26 protein-coding genes and 2 tRNA genes are annotated in these 26,137 nt (G+C 48.2%); 20 read left to right on the top strand and 8 right to left on the bottom strand.

What is annotated here, in order from left to right; genetic code table 11:
- Positions 1–41 precede the first annotated feature (41 nt).
- Positions 42–1,337, bottom strand: a complete 1,296-nt coding sequence (locus EHO60_RS00650) for an AAA family ATPase (RefSeq protein WP_210409299.1) — start codon at positions 1,335–1,337, stop codon at positions 42–44.
- Positions 1,338–1,418: 81 nt separating this feature from the next.
- Here EHO60_RS00650 and fliN point away from each other — a divergent pair, with 81 nt between their 5' ends.
- Positions 1,419–1,946, top strand: a complete 528-nt coding sequence (fliN, locus tag EHO60_RS00645) for a flagellar motor switch protein FliN (RefSeq protein ID WP_135766237.1) — start codon at positions 1,419–1,421, stop codon at positions 1,944–1,946.
- A 69-nt stretch (positions 1,947–2,015) separates the two neighbouring features.
- On the opposite strand, the gene EHO60_RS00640 is transcribed toward fliN, so the two are convergent.
- From EHO60_RS00640 to EHO60_RS00630, 3 genes are read right to left on the bottom strand one after another with little or no spacing between them, the layout of a single operon-like run.
- Complete coding sequence (locus tag EHO60_RS00640; protein ID WP_135766236.1) at positions 2,016–2,945, bottom strand: SPFH domain-containing protein; 930 nt, start codon at positions 2,943–2,945, stop codon at positions 2,016–2,018.
- A gap of 8 nt (positions 2,946–2,953) precedes the next feature.
- Positions 2,954–3,880 carry an SPFH domain-containing protein gene (locus EHO60_RS00635; RefSeq protein WP_135766235.1) on the bottom strand — a complete coding sequence of 309 codons (927 nt, stop codon included), beginning with the start codon at positions 3,878–3,880 and terminating at the stop codon, positions 2,954–2,956.
- A 39-nt stretch (positions 3,881–3,919) separates the two neighbouring features.
- On the bottom strand, positions 3,920–4,396 hold the full coding sequence (locus tag EHO60_RS00630) for an NfeD family protein (protein ID WP_425460259.1): 477 nt from the start codon (positions 4,394–4,396) through the stop codon (positions 3,920–3,922).
- A 68-nt stretch (positions 4,397–4,464) separates the two neighbouring features.
- Here EHO60_RS00630 and EHO60_RS00625 point away from each other — a divergent pair, with 68 nt between their 5' ends.
- The 6 genes from EHO60_RS00625 to fliM all read left to right on the top strand — a co-directional run bounded on the left by EHO60_RS00625 (position 4,465) and on the right by fliM (position 9,973).
- The gene (locus EHO60_RS00625) at positions 4,465–4,899 is read left to right on the top strand and encodes a heme-binding domain-containing protein (protein ID WP_135766233.1); all 435 of its coding nucleotides are present in this window, start codon (positions 4,465–4,467) and stop codon (positions 4,897–4,899) included.
- A 9-nt stretch (positions 4,900–4,908) separates the two neighbouring features.
- The gene (gene argH / locus EHO60_RS00620; protein WP_135766232.1) at positions 4,909–6,330 is read left to right on the top strand and encodes an argininosuccinate lyase; all 1,422 of its coding nucleotides are present in this window, start codon (positions 4,909–4,911) and stop codon (positions 6,328–6,330) included.
- On the top strand, positions 6,327–7,199 hold the full coding sequence (locus EHO60_RS00615; protein ID WP_135766231.1) for a peptidylprolyl isomerase: 873 nt from the start codon (positions 6,327–6,329) through the stop codon (positions 7,197–7,199). The genes argH and EHO60_RS00615 overlap by 4 nt, the downstream gene beginning before the upstream one ends.
- Positions 7,196–7,804 carry a hypothetical protein gene (locus EHO60_RS00610; RefSeq protein ID WP_135766230.1) on the top strand — a complete coding sequence of 203 codons (609 nt, stop codon included), beginning with the start codon at positions 7,196–7,198 and terminating at the stop codon, positions 7,802–7,804. The genes EHO60_RS00615 and EHO60_RS00610 overlap by 4 nt, the downstream gene beginning before the upstream one ends.
- A gap of 160 nt (positions 7,805–7,964) precedes the next feature.
- On the top strand, positions 7,965–8,951 hold the full coding sequence (locus EHO60_RS00605) for a hypothetical protein (protein WP_135766229.1): 987 nt from the start codon (positions 7,965–7,967) through the stop codon (positions 8,949–8,951).
- The gene (gene fliM, locus EHO60_RS00600; RefSeq protein WP_135766228.1) at positions 8,948–9,973 is read left to right on the top strand and encodes a flagellar motor switch protein FliM; all 1,026 of its coding nucleotides are present in this window, start codon (positions 8,948–8,950) and stop codon (positions 9,971–9,973) included. Before EHO60_RS00605 ends, fliM begins: the two co-directional genes overlap by 4 nt.
- A gap of 57 nt (positions 9,974–10,030) precedes the next feature.
- On the opposite strand, the gene EHO60_RS00595 is transcribed toward fliM, so the two are convergent.
- Positions 10,031–10,255 carry a ferredoxin gene (locus tag EHO60_RS00595; protein ID WP_135766227.1) on the bottom strand — a complete coding sequence of 75 codons (225 nt, stop codon included), beginning with the start codon at positions 10,253–10,255 and terminating at the stop codon, positions 10,031–10,033.
- 272 nt (positions 10,256–10,527) lie between these two features.
- Between EHO60_RS00595 and lsa33 the strand changes: the two genes are divergently transcribed.
- Positions 10,528–11,457, top strand: a complete 930-nt coding sequence (gene lsa33 / locus EHO60_RS00590) for a surface adhesin Lsa33 (protein WP_135766226.1) — start codon at positions 10,528–10,530, stop codon at positions 11,455–11,457.
- 69 nt (positions 11,458–11,526) lie between these two features.
- Here the strand turns inward: lsa33 and EHO60_RS00585 are convergent, their stop codons facing one another.
- Positions 11,527–11,796, bottom strand: a complete 270-nt coding sequence (locus tag EHO60_RS00585; protein WP_135766225.1) for a SemiSWEET transporter — start codon at positions 11,794–11,796, stop codon at positions 11,527–11,529.
- Between the two features lie 2 nt (positions 11,797–11,798).
- Entirely contained in the window at positions 11,799–12,218 is a 420-nt protein-coding gene (queF, locus tag EHO60_RS00580) for a preQ(1) synthase (protein ID WP_135766224.1), read from the bottom strand.
- An 80-nt stretch (positions 12,219–12,298) separates the two neighbouring features.
- Between queF and guaA the strand changes: the two genes are divergently transcribed.
- From guaA to EHO60_RS00565, 3 genes are all read left to right on the top strand, one after another.
- Entirely contained in the window at positions 12,299–14,113 is a 1,815-nt protein-coding gene (gene guaA, locus EHO60_RS00575) for a glutamine-hydrolyzing GMP synthase (protein ID WP_135766223.1), read from the top strand.
- A 56-nt stretch (positions 14,114–14,169) separates the two neighbouring features.
- Positions 14,170–14,240: transfer RNA gene (locus EHO60_RS00570), tRNA-Cys, on the top strand.
- A 45-nt stretch (positions 14,241–14,285) separates the two neighbouring features.
- Positions 14,286–14,372: transfer RNA gene (locus tag EHO60_RS00565), tRNA-Leu, on the top strand.
- Between the two features lie 14 nt (positions 14,373–14,386).
- Here the strand turns inward: EHO60_RS00565 and EHO60_RS00560 are convergent.
- The gene (locus tag EHO60_RS00560; RefSeq protein ID WP_246028078.1) at positions 14,387–16,375 is read right to left on the bottom strand and encodes an O-antigen ligase family protein; all 1,989 of its coding nucleotides are present in this window, start codon (positions 16,373–16,375) and stop codon (positions 14,387–14,389) included.
- Between the two features lie 105 nt (positions 16,376–16,480).
- Between EHO60_RS00560 and EHO60_RS00555 the strand changes: the two genes are divergently transcribed.
- The 9 genes from EHO60_RS00555 to EHO60_RS00515 all read left to right on the top strand — a co-directional run bounded on the left by EHO60_RS00555 (position 16,481) and on the right by EHO60_RS00515 (position 26,136).
- Positions 16,481–17,374, top strand: coding sequence for a glycosyltransferase family 2 protein (locus tag EHO60_RS00555; RefSeq protein ID WP_135766222.1), 894 nt, complete (start codon positions 16,481–16,483; stop codon positions 17,372–17,374).
- Entirely contained in the window at positions 17,375–18,163 is a 789-nt protein-coding gene (locus tag EHO60_RS00550) for an LBBP_01157 family protein (protein WP_135766221.1), read from the top strand.
- A 3-nt stretch (positions 18,164–18,166) separates the two neighbouring features.
- On the top strand, positions 18,167–18,754 hold the full coding sequence (locus tag EHO60_RS00545; RefSeq protein WP_135766220.1) for a D-sedoheptulose 7-phosphate isomerase: 588 nt from the start codon (positions 18,167–18,169) through the stop codon (positions 18,752–18,754).
- A gap of 9 nt (positions 18,755–18,763) precedes the next feature.
- Complete coding sequence (locus tag EHO60_RS00540) at positions 18,764–19,561, top strand: ATP-binding cassette domain-containing protein (protein ID WP_135766219.1); 798 nt, start codon at positions 18,764–18,766, stop codon at positions 19,559–19,561.
- 4 nt (positions 19,562–19,565) lie between these two features.
- Complete coding sequence (locus EHO60_RS00535) at positions 19,566–21,017, top strand: FHA domain-containing protein (RefSeq protein ID WP_135766218.1); 1,452 nt, start codon at positions 19,566–19,568, stop codon at positions 21,015–21,017.
- Positions 21,018–21,175: 158 nt separating this feature from the next.
- Positions 21,176–22,573, top strand: coding sequence for a 3-isopropylmalate dehydratase large subunit (gene leuC, locus EHO60_RS00530; RefSeq protein WP_135766217.1), 1,398 nt, complete (start codon positions 21,176–21,178; stop codon positions 22,571–22,573).
- Between the two features lie 11 nt (positions 22,574–22,584).
- Positions 22,585–23,211: a 3-isopropylmalate dehydratase small subunit gene (leuD, locus tag EHO60_RS00525; protein ID WP_135766216.1), complete on the top strand. Its 627-nt coding sequence runs from the start codon at positions 22,585–22,587 to the stop codon at positions 23,209–23,211.
- Between the two features lie 38 nt (positions 23,212–23,249).
- Complete coding sequence (locus EHO60_RS00520) at positions 23,250–24,251, top strand: PLP-dependent cysteine synthase family protein (protein ID WP_135766215.1); 1,002 nt, start codon at positions 23,250–23,252, stop codon at positions 24,249–24,251.
- 4 nt (positions 24,252–24,255) lie between these two features.
- On the top strand, positions 24,256–26,136 hold the full coding sequence (locus EHO60_RS00515; RefSeq protein WP_135766214.1) for an AAA domain-containing protein: 1,881 nt from the start codon (positions 24,256–24,258) through the stop codon (positions 26,134–26,136).
- Position 26,137 lies beyond the last annotated feature (1 nt).

The following is a 26,137-nucleotide window of genomic DNA, read 5'->3' as shown; positions in this document are numbered from 1 at the left end:
GATTGAATCGGAAGATAACCTTTTTTCATGGAGGAAAACGGTTATTTTCCCGTTTTAGAACTGATTTCCAAATACAGTTCATACGGTGGGGGAAGGGGCTTCAATCCTTTTTCGATCAATCGGGCAGTCCACCTGCGTTCCGTAAAGTCGCAAAAATCGCGAATGTCCCGGCCGGATTTGCCCTCCAATTTTTCAGAAAGTAGGATTCTTTCCTTTTCGGTTAGGTGGATCGCATAATTTCCCAGAATCGAACTTCTTTCCTCTAGATTCGGTAGGGGGAAGTAAATGGAGCGGTCGAAGCGGGACAATAGGGCCTTATCTAGATCCTGTTTTCGGTTTGTCGCCCCCAAAGTCACCGATTTTTGCCCACCGTCGAACCCATCCAATTTCCGTAATAGGACGGAAAGGATGTTTCTTGTAGCTTCGAATAGACCGTCGTCGCGAGAACCGGCTAGGGAATCGATCTCATCCAGGAAAAGCAGGCAAGAGGGGAAAAGAGCCGCGGCGTCGAATACGTAGGCCATATTTTGAGCGCTTTCTCCGTAATATTTGCTGAGTATGGATTCTACAGGAACATATACCAAGGGAATGTTCGTCATACAGGAGACCACCTTGGCCATAGAGGTTTTGCCTACACCAGGCTCTCCTTCCAGTAAAACGGCTCTGGGTTTCGTTCTTCCCGGAAATTTGCGAGTCAATTCGGCCACTTGTCGGAACGTTTCCGGAGATTTTAAAGGAAGAATGATGGATTCCAGAATCTGTCGTTTTACGTCCTCGTAGCCGGCAATGGCATCAAAGGTTATCCAGTCCCCTTTTTTCTTGGCCTCTTCCGGCTCGTAGACCTCGATTCCGAGTCTTAAAAGAAGTTCCTTTGGATTCTGTACGGATTCCCGTTTTGACTGGCGTAAATATCGGAAGAGATCGATCGCTGCAAAGATTTCTTCTCGGGAAAAGTCTCCTTTTTTCGTGATTTCCACCCGATTTTGGGTTCTTCCGGAATAAAATCGAAATTTCGCGTTATCTAAGATGTTTCTCGTTTCAAAAAGATTTTCGTTCAGGGCTTGGAGACAATAATACCCGGGTTCGAAGGTGTGGATTCGCAGGTTTTCTACGTGATTTTTTACGATTTGTAGGCAATCTAATAATTGGGACTTTTCGATCGGGGGAATGGGAAATTCCACTTTCAGATCTTTTTTGTCCGGGACAAAGGAGGGAAGTTCCCTTTCCGCAACTCCGGAAGAGAGAAGTTCTTTGAGCAAAAGCTCTTTGGCACGACTGAAATCCAGGTGAGATCCTGTGTTTTTGCCAGTGCTGTGGTGGGAATCTTCGGGTTTCATGGTTTCTCCGGAAGAATTTCTCTTGTAATATCCTTCGGTACTGTCGAAGAAAATAGAAAACCCCCTTGGAGGCAACCCCTTATGGGTGAAGGATCTCTTTCCCAGGACGATATCGATGCACTTCTTACCGGAGGCGGCGGCGGCGCATCCGGAGGCGGGGAGGGCGGATCTGCCGATTTTAACCTAAGCGGAGAGCTCGATTCCCTTTTGGGAGGAGATGCCGGCGCTTCCGGATCAACGGGTGGTGGCGGTGGAGGGGCAGGTGCACCTTCTTTTGCGGACATCGCGGCTGCGTTAGGGCCTTCTTCCACTCCGGCACCTCCCAAACCTAGTTCCCGGGCTTCCTCTTCTTCGAATACCGCCAACTTGAATCTTCTCCTAGATGTGAACGTGGCCTTAACGGTGGAATTAGGACGCACGAACATGTACATCAAGGACGTGTTGGCTCTCAGCGAGGGAGCAGTCGTGGAATTAGACAATGCGGTAGGAGAGGACCTGGATATTCTCGCGAATGGAAAACTCGTAGGAAAGGGAAAACTCGTCGTTCTGGATGACTATTACGGAATCCGAATCACAGAGATCGTTCATCCGGATCGAAGGATGATGTAACGAAGTTTCCGACAGAGAAACCCGAGTCGGATAAAACGGAACCGCCTGTCGGACGGTTCCGTTTTCTGTTTAAAGTTTCGATTCTTTTCCGAGTACAGACTTCATTACGGAAGAGAAATTCGAGAGGTCCAAAGGCAGGACTAGATTCGTTCCTTCTTTGCCGAGTTTTTCCACCTCTTTGATGAAACGTTGAGCGATCCTGAATTGTGCGGCTTCCTTTCCACCTTGGTTCTGGATGGAAGTGGCGAGTAAGGAAATTCCTTTTGCCGTCGCAGTCGTAATGGATTCTATCTCCTTGGCGGCACCTTCCGCTTCGTTGATCCTCTTTTGTTTTTCCCCTTCCGATTTGTTGATCGCCTCTTCCTTCACTCCCAAAGAACGGTTGATCCTGGAATCCCTGTCTCCTTCCGAAAGGGAGATCTGCGCTTTTTTGGAGATCTGCGCTTTCTTTTCCCTTTCCATCGCTTCGATGACGGATTTGGGAGGAGTGATATTCACGATTTCATACCGATTGACTCGAACTCCCCAAGGTTCTCCTGCCTGGTCCAGCACTTCCAGAATCTTGCTGTTGATCACTTCCCTGGTTTCGAAGGTCGTGTCCATGTCCATGGTACCGATAATGGCACGCATGGTGGTCTGCACCAGCTGGGTGACGGCAAATTGATAGTCGTCGATTCCGTAACTGGCCTTTTGAGGATCCAATACCCGCAAATACAGGATTCCGTCCATTTCCACCTTTACGTTGTCCTTCGTGATGCAAGTCTGGGGTGGAACGTCTATCGCCTGCTCTTTTAAGGTATGATAATAGGAATCCTCGTCGATGAATGGAACCAAGAGGTGGAATCCGGCATGAAGGGTTCGGTTGTATCTTCCCAATCGTTCCACGATGATGCATTCCTGGGCCGAAACGATGCGGATGGAACGATAAATCTTATACGCGAGGTAGAGAGTGAACGCAAACCAGAAAATTCCGGTGAATATTTTCAGAATGTCTTCCATGTTTCGAATTACCCCTTCGTGCTGCCAGTCTTCGGCAATTGGTTCGTTACTTTGGAAATCCCTTCGAAAAAGCCGGTGATTCCGGCTACCTCGAGCGGAAGAACGGTTGTCTTCGACTTTTCGAACACTTCTCCCAACCCCGCAAGATAATCTTCCGTGATTTGGAGATGGATCGCTTCCTCGCCTCCTTTTTGGCCGGCCGCGTCCGAAATCATTTGAATTCCCTTGGCTTTGGCAGTGGCGATCAGTTCGATCTCCTTTGCCTTGCCTTCCGCCTCATTTACCTTTCTGGTTTTTTCCCCTTCCGAAAGATTGATGGCTTCCTGTCTTTCTCCCATAGAACGGTTGATCCGAGCGATTTTTTCCCCTTCGGAGATGGTGATTTCGGCCCGCTTGACTCGTTCGGCCTTTACCTGCTCTTCCATTTCATGCAGGATTTCCTTAGGAGGAGAAATATTTTTAATCTCATAACGGGTCACTTTGATTCCCCAAGGGTCGGTCGCCTCGTCCAGAGACCGGACTACGTGAGAGTTGATATCGTCTCTCTCGGAAAAGGTATGATCCAGAACCAATTTTCCGATTTCCGAACGTAAGGTGGTTTGTGCCAATTGCACCGTTGCGCTTCTGAAATTTTCGATCTCGTACGAGGCTTTATAAGGGTCCACGACTCTGAGATACAGGATTCCGTCCACCAGAATGGATACGTTATCCTTGGTGATGCAGGTTTGCGGGGGAATCTCCATCGCGATCTCTTTCTGATTTTGTCGGTACCGGACCTGGTCGATGAGCGGTATCAAAAAATGGAGTCCGGCAGGTAGCGCCCCCCGAAATACTCCCAATCTCTCGACCAAAAAACTATAGTTTTGAGGGACGATAATGAAAGTCTTTCGGACTAAGTAGATCGCAGCGATGACAAATAAGGTAAAGTAAAACATTTCGTTTTCCGACCTCCTGTATTTTTATGGATTGAGTCTTTATGTTTCTTCCGGAAATTCCACGGGTTTCACGATAAACGTTAGGTTTTCTCGCTCGATGATTTCCGCTTTCCTACCGGAAGGGATGCGCCTGGTTTTGCTTATGGCGTCCCATTCTGTTCCTTGGAACAAAATTCTTCCACCTTTTCTTTCCACCAAAACGTCTTTTGTGACGGAAACGATTCTGCCGGGACCTTCTTCCGGAGAGAGAGGGGATTTTTCGGTTCTGGAAGGAAAGAACTTTCTAAGGGTAGCGCCTCCGATCAGGATCAAAATTCCGGAAAGCGTCGCCCAGAGTGCGAATTGGATCCAGATGTTCCAATCCAAAAAATAGGAAAGAATTCCGACCAGGACCGCCGAGATTCCTAAAAACACCACGAAGGTTCCCGGAATGAATAACTCGCCGATCATCAGCGTTATTCCCGCTATAATCCAGAGAGTCGAATTTCCGATACCGTTCTGTAGAAAGTCCATGATTTGGTCCGTGGAAACGTTAAAATTCTATTTCCAAAATCCCTTCCCTTCACTACGGTAGCAGGAAACCCATGAAAAGAATCTTGATTCGCGTAGGAATCGGATCCCTTGTCCTGTTTGCAGGATTGCAGTTCATCCCGTTGCAATTTCCTTCGGGGAAGAATGCTAAGGAAATCCAATCGGAAGAAAGCGTCAAAAAGATTTTTCGTAAAGCCTGTTACGACTGCCATTCGGATCTGGTCAAATGGCCCTGGTATTCTCGAATTTTTCCGGTTTCCCTCTATCTGATCCGACATGTGCAGGAAGGAAAGGAAGAATTGAACTTTTCCGACTGGGAGGGGATGAAACGGAGTGAGCAGGCGGATTCGGCGGAAAAGATTCTGGAAGAAATAGAAGACGGGGAAATGCCTCCTAAAGAATACGTTCTTTTGCATTCGGAAGCAAAGCTGGACAAGGAAGAACTGGAGACATTGAAAGACTGGTTACAGTCTTACTCCGAAAAGTGAGATCGATCCGTGTCAGAAAAGAAAAATCAAAAAGGGAAACTCTGGGGGGGAAGGTTTAAGGGAGAGGCTGCGTCCATTCTGGAAAGGATAGGCGAGTCCATTTCTTTTGACCGAAAATTGTACAGAGAGGATTTGGAAGGCAGTCGCGCTCACGCGAGGATGCTTCATAAAATCGGAATTTTGAACCAGGAAGAATTGCAAAAGATCCTGAAAGGTTTAAATACGATCGAATCCGAAATCGATTCCGGCGACTTCGTCTTTCGTTCCGAGTTGGAGGACATTCACATGCATGTGGAAGCCCGTTTGACCGAATTGGAAGGCGAGGTGGGAAAGAAACTGCATACCGGTCGTTCCCGCAACGATCAGGTGGCGCAAGACGTTCGATTGTACATCCGAAATCGGATCCTGGAAGTTTTGGACCGATTGGATTCCTTGCGAGAGTCCTTGTATCTTCAGGCGGAACGGAATATCGATACTATCATTCCGGGATACACGCATTTGCAAGTGGCCCAGCCGGTCCGGGCGTCTCATTTTTTATTGGCCTATTTTTGGATGTTTACCCGTGACAGGGATTTTTTCGAATTCGCGGCTTCCACCAATGACGAGCTAGTGTTGGGCTCAGGTGCGATGGCAGGAGTCAATTATTCCAGCGATCGGGAGTTCCTTGCTTCCGAGTTGGGGATTCCCAGGATTTCCCCGAATAGTATGGATGCCGTCAGCGGCAGAGACCATCTCCTCCAATTCCTTTTTGCAGGAACGCAGTGCATGATCCATGCCTCCAGGCTTTGCGAGGATCTGATTCTGTATTCCTCGCAGGAATTCGGTCTGGTGAGATTGCCGGACGGACTTACTACGGGTTCTTCCATCATGCCCCAGAAAAAAAATCCCGACATAGCGGAATTGATCCGAGGAAAGGCGGCTCGTACGATCGGCAATCTGAATCACATGGCGGTCCTCCTGAAAGGGCTTCCCCTCACTTACAATCGTGATTTGCAGGAAGATAAGTTGGCGCTCTTCGATTGTGTGGAAACCCTTTTGATCAGTTTGGAGGGATTGGAAGAGATGATTCGAGAACTCGAATTTCGCCCTTCCCGAGGAGAACGTTCCTTGAAAGAGGGTTTCGCAACCGCAACAGATCTAGCGGATTTTTTGGTGGGAGAAAAAGGGGTTCCGTTCCGAACGGCGCACGAGTTGGTCGGCAGATTGGTCTCGGAATGCGGGGAAAAAGGAGAAACCCTTTTTACGATCTCCGAAGAAGCCCGATCCGCGATTTCCCCTTTCTTTACGGGAAAGGAATATGATCGGGCCGTCTCATTGGAACTATCAGCGGATAAAAAGAACAGTTTCGGAGGAACGGCTAAGGCCAGACAGATCGAACAATTGAAAATCGCGTCGGAATCTTTAAAAACCTCTTCTAGGACGAAAGAATGAATCGCACCTTTTTCTTATTAATCTGCTTGATCGGCATTTCGATCGAATGCAAAAATAATCCCTATTCGGAGCAAAAATACCGTCCGGAACCTTACACACAAGTTCCCGTCGTGGTTCACCGTATGGACCAGAATTATCTGGGATTGCCTGATAAACCGGCTCTCTATACGGTCATCCAAACGACACAAGGAGATATGGTTTTGGAATTGTTCGATAAGGATGCCCCTAAAACGGTGCAGAACTTCATCGATCTTGCCCAAGGAGAAAAGGAATTCACCGCACGCAACGGACAAAAGCAAAAGAAACCTTTTTACGACGGTCTGACATTTCATCGTGTCATCGAAAATTTCATGATTCAGGGAGGCTGTCCGAACGGAGATGGTACCGGAGGACCCGGATACAGATTCGAGGATGAAATCAACGCAAAATCTTTGGGCATGGATAAGCTGAGGGTAGGACAGCTTCCTTATTATACAGGACAACTGCAAAGGGTAGTCGTCCAGGAAATGGGAATCAAGAGCATGAGGGAATTCGAAGACAAAAAAGAGGAATTCGAAAAGAACCTGGAGCAGGCCAAGGGATTGTCGGTGATGGAAATCCTGTATCGCCTGGGATATCGATACAACGAAGTTCTAAACAGTCACCGTGCGATAAAAGGAGCTCTCGCAATGGCGAATGCCGGTCCGAATACGAACGGCTCCCAGTTTTTCATCAATCTGGTGGATACCCCTCATTTGGACGGTTTGCATACCGTTTTTGGTCAGCTTGTTCGCGGTGGTGAAGTCGCGGATCGTATCGTGGCTTCCGGAAATTCCAAATCCTCGATCCGCAAAATACTCGTAGTGGATCGGAGAAGTCCCGCTCCATGAGTTCCGACGGGGAAAAAAAAATCTATTTCCTGCTCGCTAAGGAAATAAGCAATTCTAGAGGAACTGCGAAAGTGCTGGAAGCACTCGCGGAAATTTCGCTAGGGGAAAAGGAAGAGGTGACCGTCGTCAAGGAAACGAAGGCGAGAGAGGATGTCCCTGTCGACTTCGTGACGATCGCTAAATTCTTTCGTGCTGCCCAAAAGACCAGACAATCCCTAAACCAAGTCTACGAAGAATCCATGGCCAAATACAGTAAGGTCAACGCTATGACAACCGGAAAGCGTCGTCCAACCGAGGACGAGGTCAAGTTAAAGCAAACCTTAATGGATTATATTCTGAAAGCCGAAGGAATCTTCGAAAGAAACGATTTAGTCGACGAATCCTTGATCAAAGAGTTGAACCGTTTTTTCGAAAGTCTGGATTCCGCCGAGAAACTTTCCGAAGCGAATATTTTCAGTCTGTACATTTCCCCAAAGACCGCAGGTTTGATTTACCCCTTATTGGATAAAATGCGGGATTGCTACCAGGAATACGGAAAATTGCAGCCCACATTAAAGCGCCTGAATCGTATCGCAGATTTTATCATCGAAGACGCGGGGACTTGATATTGTTCCGCCGTTTCGAGACGTAATTTCCTCCAAATCCTCGTATTTTTCCGGAGTTTTTGCAGGTTTCTGCCGAAAGAACTAGGAGAACTCTAGGTTTTGGACCGAACTTTTTGTCCGATTCCTTTTCGGGTTCTCTTGAAAACCTAGGTTGAACGGAATGAAGCTCTGGCTAATCGGAACATTACTGCTTTTTCTTGCACAATCGACGTTTGCCTTCCCGAAAAGGGACGCAAGGGGAGAGGTCTCCGAAAATTATCTGCGCCAGCAAGGAATCGTAGATTTAAAATTACCTAAAATACAATACCGGGAAAACGAGCCGGTCAAGGTTCATGTTTCCGTTCGGAACACAGGCAACGAAGTACTGAGGATCTTTCCGTACGGAAAAGACCTTCGTTCCTTTCAGGTAATCGTAAGGGACGAGGACGGTCGGACCGTTTCCAGGCAGGAAGAGGAAATTTCGGAAGATCCGATCCTTAAAAGAAGGAACAAGGTCGAAAATCTGGTCGGAGACGAAGTAAAGGAGATCATCCTCCATAAGGACGAAACTTTCTCCAAAGAGATACGTCTGGACAGACTGTACCAACTGGAGACCGGAAGAAAATATTTCATCACTGCATATTTCTATCCTAATATTTCCGAATACCGGGATCATTTCATCCGATCGGAGAATCATCCGTATTTTTCCATCGAGGAAAGAAGGAAAGATTGGGTTCTACCCGGAATCCCGTACCAAGATCCGGTATCCGACGGAATGGAACCGGAGGAGGTGATCCATTTGTTCCTGGGTGCGGAAAAGAAAGGAAACTGGAAGCTTCACTTCAAATGGATCGATTTTCCCGAATACGTGCAAGCGTATGATCGTTTTTCCAGGGAATGGGCTCAGTCGGAAGAATCGGAAAAGGACTTCATCCTGGAAGAGTTCCGTAAATTCTTGATGGAAAACCGAGCGGGCATGCTACAATATTATAAGATCCTCGGAGTGGAAAAGATCAATCCGAATCTCTCCAAGGTCAAAGTTGCGGTGGAACGAAGGTTGAACAAGATCCCTGTCCGTTATGAATACGAATATACCCTTCGAAGAGTTCCGGAAGAAACCGGAGCTTTTTGGAAAGTCGCTAATCTTATAGCTAAGGTGCGGAAATGACCGAAATTTTATCGCAAGACGAAATCGATGCGCTCTTAAACGCGATCTCCAGCGGGGAAGTCAGCGAAGACGAATACTCCTCGGTCGGTGAACAAAAAAAGGTCAAGATCTACGACTTCAAGCGTCCCGACAAATTTTCCAAGGACCAGATCCGAACCTTGCAGATGATGCACGAGACCTTTGCCCGCCTTGCGACGACGGGACTTTCCGCCCAGCTTCGGGCTCTCGTTCACGTTCACGTCGCGGCTGTGGACCAGCTTACGTATGAGGAGTTTATCCGTTCGATTCCGAACCCGACGACTTTGGCGGTGATCAACATGGACCCTTTGCGGGGTTCCGCAATTTTGGAGATAGATCCTTCGATTTCTTTTACGATCATCGACCGACTTTTCGGAGGAAAGGGAGAAACCGCTAAGATCTCCCGGGAACTCTCCGAGATCGAGATGAGCGTTATGGAAGGGATCATCGTCCGTATTTTAGGAAACATGCGCGAGGCCTGGTCTACGGTGATCGACCTTCGTCCTAGATTGGGAAACATAGAAACCAATCCGCAATTCGCCCAGGTGGTTCCTCCGAACGACATGGTGGTTTTGATCAACCTAGAGACCAAAATCGGAGAAGTGGAAGGTTTGACGAACCTTTGTATCCCTTACATCACGATCGAGCCGATCATCAACAAATTGTCCGCACAATACTGGTATTCTTCCATCCGGAAAGGTGAGCTGGATGAAAACCGCTCCATCATTCAGGAACGGTTGGATCAAGTTCAGATCCCAGTGATCGCGGAAGTAGGATCCGTGGACATCTCGATTTTGGACTTTATGAATTTGAATATAGGAGACGTAGTGAAGCTGGAAAACACCACGACCCGTTCCGATATGTTAGTCAAAGTGGGGGAACGAAAGAAATTCAAATGCCTCCCCGGGCGAGTCGGAAACCGTCTTGCGATTCAGATCGGTGACAGGGTGGAAGACATTCCGGACGAGCTACTGGGTTCCACCCGTTCCGAACAGGAATATTAAAAAAAAACGGGCCTTACGACCCGCTTTTCTCCGAACGAATTCTTTTTAGAGTTCGGATTATTTTTTCCAATGAATGCACTCTCCGGGACATTCATCCATTTCTTTCTGGACGATTTTCCATTCTTCTTCCGGAATCGGAGCTTGGTTTATGGATTCTCCTCCGATATGGGTTTCGGACGTATCGTTGTCGTCCATTTGAAAGTATTTGGGTAGATTGTCCGCACATTGGTTACAGGAAGTGCAGTTGTCCTTGTCTACATAGGCTATTTTCGTCTGTGCCATACGCTAGATTCTCCTCGAAAGTTTCCTGACTGCTTGCGGAAAACGGCTTCTTTCACTACAGTTTCGAGTCCCGGTCTGGACGGCAAACGATTTTCCCGGGAAATCGAGGCCGGGGTTCCGGTTCGGACGAGCGATTCGATTCTCATTCCAAAAGATCCCGGAAAGACAAGTAGGTTTGTCGGAAAGGTTCGGAGAGGAAAAATGTGGACGGAAATTTATTTCTTCTATATTCTTCCTGGAAAGCAATTTCCCAAGGGAGAGAACTAAATTCAATGAAACGGATTACTATCGTTTGTATTCTCGCGGTATCGATGGGTTTTATCGATTGTCGCAAGGCCAAGGAAGATCTGCAGGGTGGGGTAATCACTTTTGCAAAAGGGAGCGTAAAACTTTTCGACAAGGCCGGAAAGGAAAAGGCGTCTACTCCGGATTCCTTTCTCATGCCGGAAGACCGTATCGAAACCGGCAAGGACTCCTATGCCGATTTACAACTTACCGACGGGGTAGTGATTCGGATCAAAGAAAACACCTCTCTGATCCTGAAAAAAATCTTCATAGATTCCAAGAACGGAGAGTTGTTCACGGATCTGAACATGAACAAAGGAAAGATCTTTTCCAAAGTATCCACCAAGCTAGGAAAGACCAGCCAATTCAATGTCACCACCCCTACGGTGGTCGCTTCCGTTCGTGGTACCGACTTTCAGGTGGAGGATAACGGTAAATCGGCGCATACGCTCGTATCCAACGGATCCGTTTCCGTAACGGACGCCGATGATCCTACAAAACAAGCGACAGCCGACGCGGGAGAGAAGGTCAGTTCCGACGGAAAGGATCTCACGGAAGGGAATTTGACGGATGCTGAAAAAGCGGAACTAGAAAACGATTCGGCCACGATACAGTCCGTTACGGAGGAACAGAGAGCGCGTATCCAGGAGATCCTGAAGGACTTCCAGGAAAATAAGGCTTTGATCCTTCAGGGAATGGAAGATCAGAAACAAAGAAATCGCGAATTGATCGAGGGCGCTAAAGAGGAGAACCGCAAACTCCTGGAAGATACGAAAAATGCGGGCAAGGAAGAGCGGGAAGCCATCCGAAAATCCGGACAGGAAGAAAAGGAAAAAGTGAAATCTTCCATGGACGACGCCAAAAAGGATTTGGAAAATCAGCGTAAGTCCTTGAAAGACCAAGCACTTCCGAAATAAGTTCTTTCGGAATCTCGCTCGGGAAAAAACGCCGGGGTTCACGCCCGGCGTTTTTTGATTCGGAAGAAATCAGTTCTCTTCCGGTTCCTTCTCCATCAGTTTGAAATAGAGAATCACCATAGTGAAAACCAGCGTGACGGAATTCGCCAATATGATCGGTAAATCCTCCTTAAGGATTCCGTAAGCCAGCCAGAAGCCTAATCCTACAGTCAATACCAGATACATATTCCGCGAGATGTCTCGGGTCTTTCTTTCGATCAAAACTTTGATCACTTGGGGAAGAAAGGAAATCGTCGTCAATAAGGAAGCGGTATATCCGATCCAACTCGTCGGTTCCACTCCTAACCCGCCTCCGATCGGAATTCGCGTGTTACCACGGTCTTGATCCCGCCCCGAAGATTATAATCTCCTCTTACTTTTACGTATTTCGGACGGACGGATTTTACGAAGTCCTCCAAGATTCGGTTGACCACGTTTTCGTGAAAGATCCCCAAATTGCGGTAAGCGAGGATGTATTCTTTCAAAGATTTCAGCTCCACGCATTTGTCCGAAGGAATGTAGGAAATCTCTATCGTACCGAAATCCGGCAAACCGGTCTTGGGGCATACCGCGGTGAATTCCGGTATGGTAAAATCGATTGTGTAATCCTTACCTTCGTACACATTGGCGAAAGATTCTATATCGGGAAGTTTCAGAGTAGGAATGTGTTCCTGTCTTCCTTCGTAGGAAGAAGCTCCTGTTTCTTGCTGTCGGTCGTCCATTCGTCCTCCTCTGAAACCAGAGTTTTCCGGAACTTTTCCCTGGGAATCCTTTTACAAAGCAGGGACTCGGAACTCTCGCCATGAACCAACGCAAAGTCATAGGTGTCGTCGATTTCGGCGGCCAATACGCACATTTGATCGCCTCCCGTATCCGAAGGTTAGGGGCCTATTCCGAAATTCTTTCCAACGAAGAACCTACGGAATCTTACGCGAAATTCTCCGGATTGGTTTTATCTGGAGGCCCGGAAAGCGTGTACGAGACGGGTTCGCCCTCCATTTCCGAAAAAATTTTCGATCTAGGCATTCCGATTTTAGGGATCTGTTACGGTCACCAATTGATGATGAAGCTTTTGGGGGGAGAGGTTCGAAAGGCCGGCACTGCGGAATACGGACAGGCGTCTTTGGACCTATTCTCCGGGAACGGATCCGAATTGTTGCAGGGTTATTCCGGCGGGGAAGTGGTTTGGATGAGCCATGGGGACGAAGTGGTCCGTCTACCGGAAGGTTTTCGGGCGACGGCTTCCTCTACGGACTGCAAATACGCGGTGGTCGAAAACGTCTCCGCTCATAGATTCGGAATCCAATTCCATCCCGAAGTGACCCATACCCAAAAGGGGAACGAGTTGCTACGGAATTTTATCCGGATTTGCGGAGCGGAGAATACCTGGGATCTTACCCAGTATTTGGCCCTCAAACTACAAGAATTGAAATCCGCGATTCCGAAGGATAAGAAAGTCTTTTTACTCGTTTCCGGGGGAGTGGATTCCACGGTTTCCTATCTCCTTCTTACAAAGGCACTCGGACAAGATCGGGTTAAAGGCGTCCTGATCGATACGGGTTTTATGCGGAAGGACGAGGTCTTACACCTGCAAGAAAACTTGACTCTTCAGGGAATCCACCTGCATGTTCATGATTCTTCGGAGCTATTTTATTCCAGGCTGAAGGGAAAGAAAGATCCGGAGGAGAAGAGAAAGATCGTCGGAAATCTATTTTTGGAAGCTCAGGAGGATTGCGCTAAGGAATTGGGGCTGAACTCCGAAGAATGGATTTTAGGACAGGGAACGATTTATCCTGACACGATCGAAAGCGGAGGGACGAAACATTCCCATACGATCAAAACCCACCACAATCGTGTGGAAGCCATACAAAAATTGATGGAAGAGGGGAAGGTGGTGGAACCCATCAAGGATCTCTACAAGGACGAGGTTCGGGAACTAGGAACCGTTCTCGGGCTTCCTAAGGAATGGACATTGCGCCATCCTTTTCCCGGACCGGGTTTGGTTGTCCGAATGATTTCCCAAAAGAGGGAAATCATTCGAGAAGCCGAGACCGAACTGGACGCGATTCTTGCGGATTTTTCCGGAGTGGCGGGAAGCATTTTGCCTGTCGCGTCCGTGGGTGTCAAAGGGGACAGGAGATCTTACGCGTACTGTGCAGTTCTTTCCGGAGAGAAAGAATGGGAGGACTGGAATCGTATATCGACCGCCATCACGAATCGAAGTTCTCATATCAATCGAGTGACTCTTTTTGTAGGACCGGAAAACGTTTCCATAAAAGACGCATCCTTTCTTTTTCAGCCGCTGGATCTGGATCGGAAAGATTCGGATCTTTTAAGGGAAGCGGATGCCGTGGTCGAGTCGGTTCTCCGATCTGCAGGAATCTACGGCGAAATCTGGCAAATGCCTGTGGTTCTTTTGCCGGTAGGAAAGACTGAGGAAGAAAGGAGTATCGTTCTCCGACCGGTTCATTCCCAAGAAGCCATGACTGCGAGTTTCTTCCCTTTGGATCGGAACGTTTTACGGGAATTGGAATCCAAGTTATTAGGGATCGAGAAAATTCGGTACGTATTTTTCGATCTCACCAATAAGCCTCCCGGCACGATCGAATGGGAATAGCGATAAAATAGATTTCTATTGACACCTCGCCCCTCGACGAAATTATACCTCATAACGGCGTCGTGGCCAAGTGGTAAGGCATGGCTCTGCAAAAGCTTGATCCCCGGTTCGAATCCGGGCGACGCCTTAAGTTCGCGAATCGTCGGATGTCGGCGAACCTATCTCCTATGACGCCTGGATGGTGGAATCGGTAGACACCCAGGACTTAAAATCCTGTGAGTTCACGCTCGTGCGGGTTCAAGTCCCGCTCCAGGTACCAAGAATCCTTTTCGGTCATTCGTAATCGCAAAGGTCGCCGAAGTCGAAGGCGGGAAGGTCCACATCTTGGTCCTTCCGAAATCCTTCCCAGACAATCTTAAAATCCCGGAAAAAAACTCCCGTAGGAAACTTGGGGGAAGGGGCAAGCGGAATTGTCTCCTTCCAAAGAAAAGAATTCCATCCGGATTTCAGGGAGATTCTCTCGGAGGCGAGTTCTACCTGAGCGTGGGACCAGTACAATTGGTCTTCGTCGAAGGACTCCCGGCTTACTACGGTAACCAAGGCTTGCTTCGGCGGATTTTTGGCGTTCGGAGAAAGATATATTCCGAACCGAAACGGATCTTTTCGAAGGGAAGGCGGGTTGGGCCATCTATGCGTCAGGCATCCTTCGATTTGGAACGGCTTCTCCGCCCAATCGTTCGGAACCAGAACTTTTTCCAAAAGCCGATCCTGCCGAATCGCTACCTCGGAGCGAAAAGGGAGAATTCGTTTTTCCAACAATTTCTCATAATCGGGGTTCTCCGTTCGGATCTGTCTGGAATATGCCAGAGCCGGGGGAGTCTGCAAGCGCCAGATCCAAAAGAAGGCATTAAGCAGAAACGGCAAAATCAGGAGAAGAGAGGTATATCGAAAGTTCGTTTTTTCCTGGAATCTACGGCTTCCGATCAGGATCCCGGACAGCGCATAAAACGGCAAAGCGACCTCGTCGTCCAAAAGATAACATTGAAAAAATCCGGCCACCCAAAGAGACCCGACTCCTATCGGTGAAAGAGTTTCCTGGTCTCCAAGGGAAGGGGTTATATCACGGAAAATGAATATAAAAAAAAGTAGAAGCGAGAGTGCGGAAACCCAACCGCCTACGATCGCAAAGTGCAGCATGTCGTTGTGAGCGTGGCTGTTCGGAGTGATCTCCAATTCGTACCACAGCTGTTCCTGTTCTTGGACGGAGCGGTCGGATAGGGTGTGATGGGCGGATTTGAATTTTCCTCCGCCCAGTCCTAGGGCGTAGGTTTTTTCCAGCAAGGGGAGGCTGTTTCGGTAAATCCAATATCTCTGATTTTCCGGAGTCTGCACTTCTAAAACCTGGGAGACGGTTCGATGAAAGAGCCAATTCCTCTCATAGAGATATTTGAAGCTGAAGCCGATGCACACAAAAAGAATACCGGCTATGATGCCTGCAACGGCGATATTGGGCGGGGAAAACCCGATTTTTCCCGGTAATCCGAATCGAAGCAAAAGAACTACGCAAACGAAACCGACCCCTAACCAGGCAGATTTGCTTTGGTTCAATAGAAACAGCCAGGCCCCAACTAGGAGAAGGATTCCGTAGAATCCGATCTTGAAACCGGATTTCCGTCGAATGGAAGCGAAGAAACCCGCCGCTAGACCTGGAATGTACAAAGATAGCAAACCTCCGTACGTGAGATGAGTATTCATCAATCCGATGGGAAGGTAACTCTGGATTCCGAACAAGAGACCGGCAGGGTGTTGTTTCCTGTCTCCGGGAGCATACTGGAAACCGTTAGAAATAAATTTCCCGAGTCGGTACTCGCTGAATATGGAAACCAGTCCAGAGAGCAGGAGCAGAAAGAAGGAAATCCAGATGAATCTCCGGATCTTACGCGAATTCGATTCCTCCGCTGCGTGTGCCGCGGCAACGGGGAATATCAGGCAGAGCCAAAAGTCCCCGGCTTCGGATTGCTTTGCAAAATTCTTCCAGAAATCTCCGTTTCCGTCCAAATGCCAAACCGAGGATAGGAATACGAAGAGATAGACGCCTAAAATTAGGCCGAAAGGAAATAGAAAAGGACGGCTTTTTTCCCAAACTCTCGGTCCCGCCACAAGGAAAAGGAAAACCGCAAGGCCCGCAAATATTTGGGAGACGGAAACTGATAAAGGGAAGGTAATGAGTAAAAAGAGAAGGGAGTAAAAAGACCCTTTTTCCGACAATCTGGAAAGAGTTCCGGATTCCATACGGTCTAAGGAAAATGATTCGATTTTCATAGAAGGGGTGGGTCCGACCGAATCCCATAAAAAACCGCTGACAAGGAAAGAAAAGCTCTTATCCTGGGATCCCGACGGAAATCCGCAGGACTTTCGCCAGATTATATGTCCGAAAAAAAAATAGAATCCCCTCGATCGACGAGCAAAAAAAGGAAGAAATCGAATCCGGCTACGCTTGTCTCTTCCCACCCCAGATTCAACAAACACCTCTCCGTCGCGGTCATCACGTACAATGAAGAAAGAAATATCGGAGATTGTATTCGTTCCTGCCGAGATATCGCCGAGGAAATCGTCGTTCTGGATTCGAATAGTACGGACAAGACGGAGGAAATCAGTAGATCCTTCCCTGAGGTGAAATTCCGTTCCCAAAAATTTAGCGGGCATGTGGAACAGAAAAACGATGCGATCGCCCTTTGTAAAAACGAGTGGATTCTCTCTTTGGATGCGGACGAAAGGTTGAGCGACGAATTGAAAGAGTCTCTCCGCATTTTTTTGGAGAGTCCGGAGGACGGAGCTCTGGACGGACTTAAGGTGGCTAGACTTACGTTCCACATGGGAAGGTTCATCCGTTTTTCCGGTTGGTATCCTCAGACGAAATACAGGATCTTTCGCAAATCCAAGGCGCGCTGGACCGGGGAGAATCCGCACGACTATCTAGTCGTCGACGGAAAGGGAAAAAAAATTTCCGGAGATATTTTACATTACAGTTTTCGCGATTTGTCTCACCAAGTGGACACGATCAATAAATTCTCTTCCATCGTAGCCTGGACTCGGTTTCGAAAGGGCAAGGTGTTTCGGTTGACGCGCACGATCTATAAACCTTTCGTAAAGTTTTGGGAGATCTATCTTTTTAAACTGGGATTTCTGGACGGGTTTCCGGGATTTGCGATCGCAGTTTCTTCCGCCTACTCCACTTTTTTAAAGGAAGCCAAAATCTACGAACTTAGCGATCATTTGATCCAAAGACCTTCCAACCTCCGAGAGGATTACGGAGCCTAGATGTCTGAGGGGCGAAACAAGGGGAAAGGTTCTTTTTGGAGCCGATTTCTGTTCTGGAAGAGAAAAAACTCGGAGCAGGATCTTCCCGGGGAACCGACAGTACGGGAAAGCCGAGGGTATACTTGGGAATTGAAAGATCTGAGGGAGAAAGTGGACCGGTTCTTTCTGACCCGTAAAAAGCAGAGTGGTACGATCTTCGAGTCGACTACTCTGAAATTGACCAAGAACAATCGGCATCTGTTTCGATTGGAGGGAAAGGAAAAGTCGGGCAGAGAATATTCCATTCTATTCGTAACGGGAAATTATTTGAACGAGCTGAACGGAAAAGTGAACGGAGTCGTGTTTTTAGGAGAGGCCGATTTGAACCGAATCCTTTCCTCCGACCAAAAGAGTCTCAAGGGAATTCTTTCCGGTATTCAAACGCCCGATTGGGATGAGGAATCTTGGTCTCTTTTACAGGAAGAACCGGAGCTTCGTAAATCCTCGGATTCCTGGAAGGAGGTCCTTGCATGGGAACCGATCTGGAGCCAGCAAGTGATCATCCATTTGAGGCCGAACGTATTGGCGGTTCTATTAGTGTTTATGGGAAAGGAATTCGAGGATTTTTTCCGCAAGAACTCTGCGGTAAGAGTGCAGGAAATGGTTTCAAAGGAATTGTATTTCCTAAACGTAAGCGGAAACAGGGATTTTCCTCATTCCGAAAATCTTTCCTTATATGAATTCGATTCCGCAAAACGAGAATTGGAATCCGTTTTGAATCGAATTCGGTCCAAAAGAGAGAAGATATAAAGTATGGATCTAAAAGAAATTGCGGTGAAACAAATCCAATCCTCCATCGCTACAAAGCAGGCGGTTCTGGATCATCTGCTTCCTGAAATCGTAAAATCCGGCCAAATATTGGCCGAAACGCTTCGAAACGGAAATCTGGTTCTTTTTTGCGGAAACGGAGGTTCCTCTTGCGACGCTTCTCATATCGCCGCAGAATTGGTGGTTCGATACAAATCCGGAAACGAAAGGAGAGCGCTTCCTGCGATTTCTCTTTCGGCGGATTCGGCAGTGTTGACCGCCGGGGGGAACGATTACGGATACGAAGAAATTTTTGCCAGACAGGTGGAAGCGTTCGGAAAGGAAGGAGATTTGCTCGTAGGGATTTCCACAAGCGGGAATTCCAGAAACGTGATCTCCGCCGTGGAGAAGGCCAAAAGTCTCGGAATGAAAACGATCTGTTTTTTAGGGGGGGACGGGGGCAAGCTCAAAGGAAAAAGCGACTTGGATTTGATTGTTCCGAGCGGAGAGACGGCTCGCGTCCAGGAATCGCATATTCTCATCGGACATATCCTATGTTCCATCGTAGAGTCGGAACTGTTTCAGTTGCATTAGGACGCGGATTTGGCGGCTCGTAATTCGGAAGACGCAGTGGTCATTACAGGGTTGACCGTCCTTTCCGGATCCACTCCTCTTTTGGATCGATGCGATTTTCGGATCCGAAAAGGCGAAATTCATGCGGTGATCGGAGAGTCCGGGAGCGGAAAAACCACGCTTGCGAATTTTCTGTTGGGATTATTGGATCGGAATCTGGAGTCCAGATGGGAAGATTTTTTTCTTTTCGGAGAAAAGATGCAGGGCTCCGGTTGGAGTGAAAAATGGAAAGAATGGAGGGGAAAACGGATCAGTCTGATTCCCCAAAGTCCGGCATTGGGTTTCCATCCCTATCGAAAGATTTCTTCCCAAGTGCTGGAATACTTTTCCGTGCTCCAACCGGAACTCTCCGATCGACAGATCTGCCTGGAGTTATTCGAAAAAATAGGACTTTCCGATCCGAAATCGGCCTGGGATGCGCACCCCCATTCTCTGTCCGGTGGGGAAAGGCAGAGAATTCTAGTATTACTTTCGCTGTATTCGAATGCGGAATTGATTCTAGCGGACGAACCGACTTCCGCTCTGGATCCGATTACTAGTCGGGAAATTCTGGACCTTTTGTCGGGTTTGGTCCGACAGAAAGAGAGAAGTCTGGTATTCATCAGCCATGATCTAGGCTCCGTATCGAATTTTGCGGATACGATCAGCGTGTTGAAAAGAGGACGCTTGGTAGAGACGCTTTCCCATTCTTTTTCGACCTGGGCTCCAAAAACCGATTACGCAAGAAAACTGTTTGAAATAGACTCCTTTCCCCCATACTTTGCTTAGATCGATGAGAGTCATTTTTCGGACCATTCTTCTCTTCTGCTTTCTTTCTTCTCTTTCCGCTTCCTATGCGGAAAGTAAGGGGATCGTTTTGGAGGAAGGAAACGTTTCTTCCTATCCGAAAGTAACGCTCAAAATTAAGGAAAACCGCAAATCCTCTCCGGAAAGAGAGATCTTGGTTTTAAGAGAACGAAAGGATTCCAGGATCAGGCGCGTATTGCAACCGGAAATCTTTCAAGAAGAGGGAACCAGGCCCATTCATCTGCATTTGTTGGTTCAGATGTCCGATTCCTTCGATTCCAACGTGCAAGGAACCGAAATCCTAAAACGGATCGTTCAGGCTTCCGGAGAAGAGGATCGGTTCAGCTTCGTTTTTTTTACGGATGATGTGTTTTTACCGAAATCGGATCTGAGTAAAGCTACAGCCTTGAAGGAGGCGAAGCTTCCCGGCGGGAAGACGAACCAAAATACTTCCTCCAATCTGGATTATGTTTTTCAGAAGATTTCTCCTCATATAGGAAAACGGGACTATGTCCTTCTCGTTTTTTTCGATCGGGAATTTATGCCTTCCCAGGAAGCACGGAGAGGCGGATACCTCCGGGACATTCCCTTGAATATTCTAGGAAACCCATCGGAAGGTACGGCGAGACTTGCGGAAATCTACGGAGGTTTTTTTCATTCCATCCAACGTACCGATTCTCTCAGTCGTGTCCTGACCGATATCGAATTCTTCCGAAAAAGACCTTGGACGGTCAGGTACGATTCTCCGTTCGGGGAGGATTGGAATTGGGGAAGCGAGGACAAGGTTTATGTGGAATTGGAGACCAGAAACTTCGGGAAGATCCTTTACGACTATACTCTGCCCTGGACGACTCGGTCTATTCTCTTCCTTCTCCATCCTAGGATTTTTCTCCCTACCGTCGGTTTCCTTCTGATCGTTACGATGATCGCCTTTCTATTCGTTTTGAAACGAAACGACAGGCGGAGCCCGTCACACGCGGGATCGATCGCGGAAGAGAGATTGCATACTTTAGACGACGAACAGGACGCTTACCGAAAAATGTACGGGGATCAGTACCAATTGATGTATTCGGAAGACAATCGGATCCAAACGGACAGATTGACCCCCGTCGCAGTAAAGGAATTCGAAGACGGGGAAGCGTACGAAAAAGCCACTTTGATTCTGAAAGAAGGAAGGCATCCTGGAAAACAATATTCTTTGCAAAAGAGCCAGACCGTTCTCGGAAACTCGGAGCTGGCCGACTTGGTCTTGTACGAGCAGGGAGTGAGCGGCAACCACGCCAGGATCCGGAGAGTGAAGAACAGATTTATTCTGTACGATTTGGTTTCGGAATCGGGAACGTATCTGAACGGGAAAAAAGTGCTAAGGCCGAGAATCCTGTACGACTTCGATGAAATCGGGATCGGTAAAGCCTTACTGGTATTTCGAGGAAAATAAGTCCGTAGAGACCTTCCTCATTCCTTCTTTACGAAAAAGGCCTCCTTTTTAGCATGGAGGTAGCCTCACCGGCCGGCGAACCCCGAACTCCCTCCGTTTTCCGATCGGGAGTCTAAACTAGAAACGAATTTATTTTTCCTTATAGGACAGGCGATCATATGAAGACGATGTTTGAGAAAATCTGGGAAGACCATCTGGTCGGAGAACTGGAAGGCGGGTCTTATCTGATCTACATAGACAGACATCTGATACATGAGGTTACGAGTCCCCAAGCGTTCGAAGGATTGCGGATGACAGGGAGAAGCGTTCGAAGACCGGACGCCACCTTTGCTACGATGGACCACAATGTTTCCACTCGGATCCGAAATATTGATTCCGCGGATCCGGTTTCCGCAACCCAGATGCGTACTCTGATGAAAAATTGCGAGGAAAACGGAATCACCCTCTATGATATCAATCACCCGGACCAAGGGATCATTCATGTCATCGCTCCGGAAATGGGATTAACGCATCCTGGAATGACCATCGTCTGCGGAGATTCCCACACTTCCACCCACGGGGCATTTGGCGCTCTCGCATTTGGAATCGGTACCTCGGAAGTGGAGCACGTCTTGGCGACTCAGACACTTCTGCAAAGAAGAGCAAAAACCATGGAGATCCGGGTGGATGGAGCGCTTTCTCCTCATGTCACTGCAAAGGACATTATCTTGGCGGTGATCGGAAAGATCGGAACCGGAGGAGCGACCGGCTTCGTGATCGAATACCGTGGATCCGCAATCTCCGCATTGAGCATGGAAGCGAGGATGACGATCTGCAATATGTCCATTGAGGCGGGAGCAAGAGCCGGACTCATCGCGCCGGACGAAGTCACGTTTCAGTATTTAAAAGATCGAGATTTTTCCCCGAAAGGAAAGGAATGGGATCTGGCTTTGCAGCGTTGGAAGAGATACGTCACGGACGAGGGAGCCAAGTTCGACGTCTCCGTCGTGCTCAAAGCAGAGGAAATCGCACCGCAAGTCACTTGGGGAACTTCTCCCGGGCAAGTAGTTCCCGTAACAGGAGAAATTCCGGATCCGAAAGACGCCTCGGACCCGGTGGAAAAAATCAGCATCGAATCCGCATTGAAATACATGGATCTGAAGCCTGGCCAAAAAATCAGGGACGTGGGGATCAATAAGGTATTTATCGGTTCCTGTACCAATTCCAGAATCGAGGACCTTCGCATCGCCGCCGCCACCGTAAAAGGGAAGAAGGTTTCCCAGAAAGTCCAGGCCATTGTAGTCCCCGGATCCGGAAGAGTCAAACGCCAAGCGGAACAGGAAGGGTTGGATAAAGTCTTTCTGGAAGCGGGATTCGAATGGAGGCTCCCGGGATGTTCCATGTGCCTCGCTATGAACGACGACGTTCTGGAACCGGGAGACAGATGCGCTTCCACTTCGAACCGAAACTTCGAAGGTAGACAAGGAAAAGGCGGACGTACCCATTTGGTCGGACCTGCGATGGCGGCTGCGGCTGCAGTCGAAGGTCATTTCGTAGACATTCGAAACTGGAAATAAAGGAAATCTTGATGAAGCCGTTTACAACCCATGAAGGATTAGCCGTTCCGATAGACCGTCCGAATATAGATACGGACCAAATCATTCCGAAGCAATTTTTACGTAAAATCGAAAGGAGCGGTTTCGGGATCCATCTGTTTCACGATTGGAGATACTTGGATGACGCGGGTACCAAGCCGAACCCGGAATTCAACCTGAACCAACAGAGGTACCTGGGCGCTTCCGTATTACTAACTAGGGACAATTTCGGATGCGGCTCCTCTCGGGAGCACGCGCCTTGGGCTCTGGAAGATTTCGGATTCCGCGCGATCATCGCGCCTTCCTACGCGGATATTTTCTATAACAATTGTTTCAAAAACGGGATCCTTCCTGTGGTTTTAAAAACCGAAGAAGTGGAAGAATTGTTCCAATCCATCGGAAAGACTCCCGGGGCAAAGATCAAGATCGATCTGGACAAGCAAAACGTGATCAGTCCGGAAGGGAAAGTATACTCTTTTGAAGTGGATTCTTTCCGAAAATACTGTCTCTTCAACGGTTTGGATGACATAGGATTAACCCTACAGCATGCGGATAAAATCGGTCTTTTCGAAGAAAAGAACCGCAAGGAAGAACCCTGGCTGTATACTAGTAAAAAATGATCGGTTCGAAGTTTTCGAACCCCTGATAGGAGAAGGCAATGTTTGACGAAATATCCCGTTCGATCGATGAATTCGGCAATAGCCTTCTCGGAGCGCTTAACAATGTACAGGGAATTTTCGGACGGGAATTAAGCGTCGCAAAGCCGATCAAAGAGAACGTTCTTCAGATGATCGGCAACACTCCTTTGATCCGATTGAACAAGATCGGCTCCCACCTTCCGAACGTGGAAATCTATCTCAAGGCAGAGTTCTGCAATCCTACCGGTAGCGTAAAAGATCGAACGGCTCTTTCCATGGTACTTTCGGCGGAGAGAAGAGGGGAATTAAAACCCGGCGGAAGTATTTTACAAGCGGGGTACAATACCACAGCGATTTCCCTCGCATGGATTTCTTCGATACGCCAATATAGATTCAAAGTGATTCTTGCTCCCGATACGGATCAGGAGAAGATCCGGGAATTAAAATCTTACGGAGCCCAGGTGGAAGTCCTGCAACTTGCCAAAGGAAATTGGGACGACTCCTTACTGGAAAAAGCGAAGGATCTCAAGAATTCGGAAAAAGGCAGCGTCATACTCAACGAATATAAGGATATGGCGAATACGAACGCGCATTTTCTATTTACGGGACCGGAAATTTGGCGGGACCTGAACGGAGGAGTGGACGCGTTCGTAGCAGGAGGAGGTTCGGGGGGAACCTTGTCCGGAGTAGGCCGCTTTTTGAAAGGAAAGAAACCTTCTTTGCAAGTGATCATGGGAGTGAGTAAAAACTCCAGGTTCATTCGCCGTATGGTGCAAGGGGATAACAGCATCCGACTCCCCGAATCCTTCGACCCAAAAGTCACGGACCAGTACATAGGTGTGGATCGGGAAGAAGCTCTTCGTTACCAATCCGAACTGTATCAAAAAGAAGGAATATTCGCGGGTTTAACCACGGGCACGACTCTGGCTTCCGCTCTTCATTACGCGGAGAGTCTTCCTTCGAGAGAGGATTCTAAAGCCACTCCATATAGAATCGTAGTACTTTCTCCGGATAGACTTTGATGATATGAGTTCTCGGTATGAGGACCTAAGAAGGTCGCTTTTGACCGAAAGGGACGCGGAGATTGCCCGTTACAAGGAAAGTTCCTCCTCCGACCGAAATACAAAGATCGCTTCGGGTCTTTGTATTTATCCTTTGGTGTATGAAGACTCGGAATTGGGCTCCGAAGGGAATTGGCGCGTTCGATTTCGACCCACAAAACCCGGAGTCGTTCCGGAATTCTTTCGCGCCGGAGCTCCCGTACGCATTTTCAAGGAGGATTCGGAAGCTACCTCCGTTCTTACGAAGTGCTCGGAAGATTCCTATACCGTTAGCCTGGATGAGATTCCGGACTGGATGGAGGAAGGGAAGTTGGCGCTGGAGATTCTACCGGACGAGACCAGCTATAAAGAATGGGATAAGGCTTTGGAAAAAGTCATTCGTGCGGAAAAAGGAACCCGTGCGAGATTTTTCGGAGACCTCTTCTCGGAAGCTATAGATCTAAAGGCCACCAATTACAAACCGGATCCCGAGATCCTGGCCGAATTCAACGAATCGCAGAAAAGAGCGATATCCGCTATTTTAGAAACCGATGATTTGATTTTGGTACACGGACCGCCCGGAACCGGGAAAACGAAAACGATTTGCGAGGCGATTCGTATCTTGTCCGGAAGGGGAAAGAGAATCCTAGCTTCCGCTCCGACGAATGCCGCCACGGATCTGATTGCGGAATCTTTGGGAAGGCTAGGAGTGTCCGTGCTGCGGATCGGACATCCTGCCAGGATGAGCGAATCCGTACTGAACGTATCCTTGGATGCGACTCTTCGTAGACATCCAGAAAGCAAATGGATCGAAAAAGATAAGAAAGATCTTGCGGAACTTCTAAAAAAAGCCGGTAAATACAAACGCAATTTCGGACGAGAAGAGGCCGAGGAAAGAAAACGCTTTTATCAGGAAGCGAAAGAATTACGGAAAGGAATCCGGGAAAGGCAAAGGATTCTCGTCAATCATCTTCTGGAATCCCATCCAGTGATCGCGTGCACTCATACGGGAGCTTCTTCCTCCCTATTGAACGGAATGGAATTCGATTATTCCGTTTTGGACGAAGGAAGCCAGGCGACGGAACCTTCCTCCTGGGTTCCGATTTTACGGGGGAAGAAGATCGTGATTGCAGGGGATCCAAGGCAGTTGCCACCTACCGTACTTTCCGAAGATCCCTTGCTGAAAGTCCCTTTGATGGAAAGATTTTTGGAAAAATTGGAATCCGTCGGTAGGGTTTTTCTATTGGATACCCAATACAGGATGACGACTCCGATCCAATCCTTTCCGAATCGAAAATTTTACGCCGGAAAACTCGAATCGGGGTTACCGGAAGGGGAACGTTTCCTGAAACCTTTTCCCGAATCCGATTTTCCCTTTTCGGGAAGTTTCGTTTTTGTGGATACTTCCGGCACGGATACCGGGGAGGAGCTCTCCGATGGAAGTCTGGGAAACTCCTGGGAAGCGGAGTTCACGATTTCTCTCTTACAGAAAATCCTGGATTCGGGATGGAAGCCGGAGGATCTGGTTCTGATTTCTCCTTATAGGTTCCAAAGATACCTGTTGGAGGATCGGTTGCGTTCGCATCTTCCGGAGATCGCGGATCGGATAGAAATCGAAACCGTGGATTCTTTTCAGGGAAGGGAGAGAAAAGGAGTTCTTTTCAGTTTGGTACGATCCAACCCCGAAGGTAGAATCGGATTTTTATCGGAAGAACGAAGGTGGAACGTAGGAATGACTCGCGCAAAGCGTCTGCTAGTCTTAATCGGAGACGGAGCCACTCTAGGCGAGCAGGATTTTTTTCGGGACCTTTTGAGCGAAGCGGAATCGATTGGAGAAGTCAGAACTGCATGGGAGTTTCTGGACTAGA

It is taken from the genome of Leptospira fletcheri (genome assembly GCF_004769195.1).
Taxonomy (GTDB): domain Bacteria; phylum Spirochaetota; class Leptospiria; order Leptospirales; family Leptospiraceae; genus Leptospira_B; species Leptospira_B fletcheri.
This window is presented reverse-complemented; position numbering and strand designations above follow the sequence as displayed.

Coding starts and splice junctions, on each gene's coding strand:
- EHO60_RS00650 (WP_210409299.1), bottom strand. CDS start 1,337: ATGAAACCCGAAGATTCCCACCACAGCACTGGCAAAAACACAGGATCT.
- fliN (WP_135766237.1), top strand. CDS start 1,419: ATGGGTGAAGGATCTCTTTCCCAGGACGATATCGATGCACTTCTTACC.
- EHO60_RS00640 (WP_135766236.1), bottom strand. CDS start 2,945: ATGGAAGACATTCTGAAAATATTCACCGGAATTTTCTGGTTTGCGTTC.
- EHO60_RS00635 (WP_135766235.1), bottom strand. CDS start 3,880: ATGTTTTACTTTACCTTATTTGTCATCGCTGCGATCTACTTAGTCCGA.
- EHO60_RS00625 (WP_135766233.1), top strand. CDS start 4,465: ATGAAAAGAATCTTGATTCGCGTAGGAATCGGATCCCTTGTCCTGTTT.
- EHO60_RS00615 (WP_135766231.1), top strand. CDS start 6,327: ATGAATCGCACCTTTTTCTTATTAATCTGCTTGATCGGCATTTCGATC.
- EHO60_RS00610 (WP_135766230.1), top strand. CDS start 7,196: ATGAGTTCCGACGGGGAAAAAAAAATCTATTTCCTGCTCGCTAAGGAA.
- EHO60_RS00605 (WP_135766229.1), top strand. CDS start 7,965: ATGAAGCTCTGGCTAATCGGAACATTACTGCTTTTTCTTGCACAATCG.
- fliM (WP_135766228.1), top strand. CDS start 8,948: ATGACCGAAATTTTATCGCAAGACGAAATCGATGCGCTCTTAAACGCG.
- EHO60_RS00595 (WP_135766227.1), bottom strand. CDS start 10,255: ATGGCACAGACGAAAATAGCCTATGTAGACAAGGACAACTGCACTTCC.
- lsa33 (WP_135766226.1), top strand. CDS start 10,528: ATGAAACGGATTACTATCGTTTGTATTCTCGCGGTATCGATGGGTTTT.
- queF (WP_135766224.1), bottom strand. CDS start 12,218: ATGGACGACCGACAGCAAGAAACAGGAGCTTCTTCCTACGAAGGAAGA.
- guaA (WP_135766223.1), top strand. CDS start 12,299: ATGAACCAACGCAAAGTCATAGGTGTCGTCGATTTCGGCGGCCAATAC.
- EHO60_RS00560 (WP_246028078.1), bottom strand. CDS start 16,375: ATGAAAATCGAATCATTTTCCTTAGACCGTATGGAATCCGGAACTCTT.
- EHO60_RS00555 (WP_135766222.1), top strand. CDS start 16,481: ATGTCCGAAAAAAAAATAGAATCCCCTCGATCGACGAGCAAAAAAAGG.
- EHO60_RS00550 (WP_135766221.1), top strand. CDS start 17,375: ATGTCTGAGGGGCGAAACAAGGGGAAAGGTTCTTTTTGGAGCCGATTT.
- EHO60_RS00545 (WP_135766220.1), top strand. CDS start 18,167: ATGGATCTAAAAGAAATTGCGGTGAAACAAATCCAATCCTCCATCGCT.
- EHO60_RS00535 (WP_135766218.1), top strand. CDS start 19,566: ATGAGAGTCATTTTTCGGACCATTCTTCTCTTCTGCTTTCTTTCTTCT.
- leuC (WP_135766217.1), top strand. CDS start 21,176: ATGAAGACGATGTTTGAGAAAATCTGGGAAGACCATCTGGTCGGAGAA.
- leuD (WP_135766216.1), top strand. CDS start 22,585: ATGAAGCCGTTTACAACCCATGAAGGATTAGCCGTTCCGATAGACCGT.
- EHO60_RS00520 (WP_135766215.1), top strand. CDS start 23,250: ATGTTTGACGAAATATCCCGTTCGATCGATGAATTCGGCAATAGCCTT.
- EHO60_RS00515 (WP_135766214.1), top strand. CDS start 24,256: ATGAGTTCTCGGTATGAGGACCTAAGAAGGTCGCTTTTGACCGAAAGG.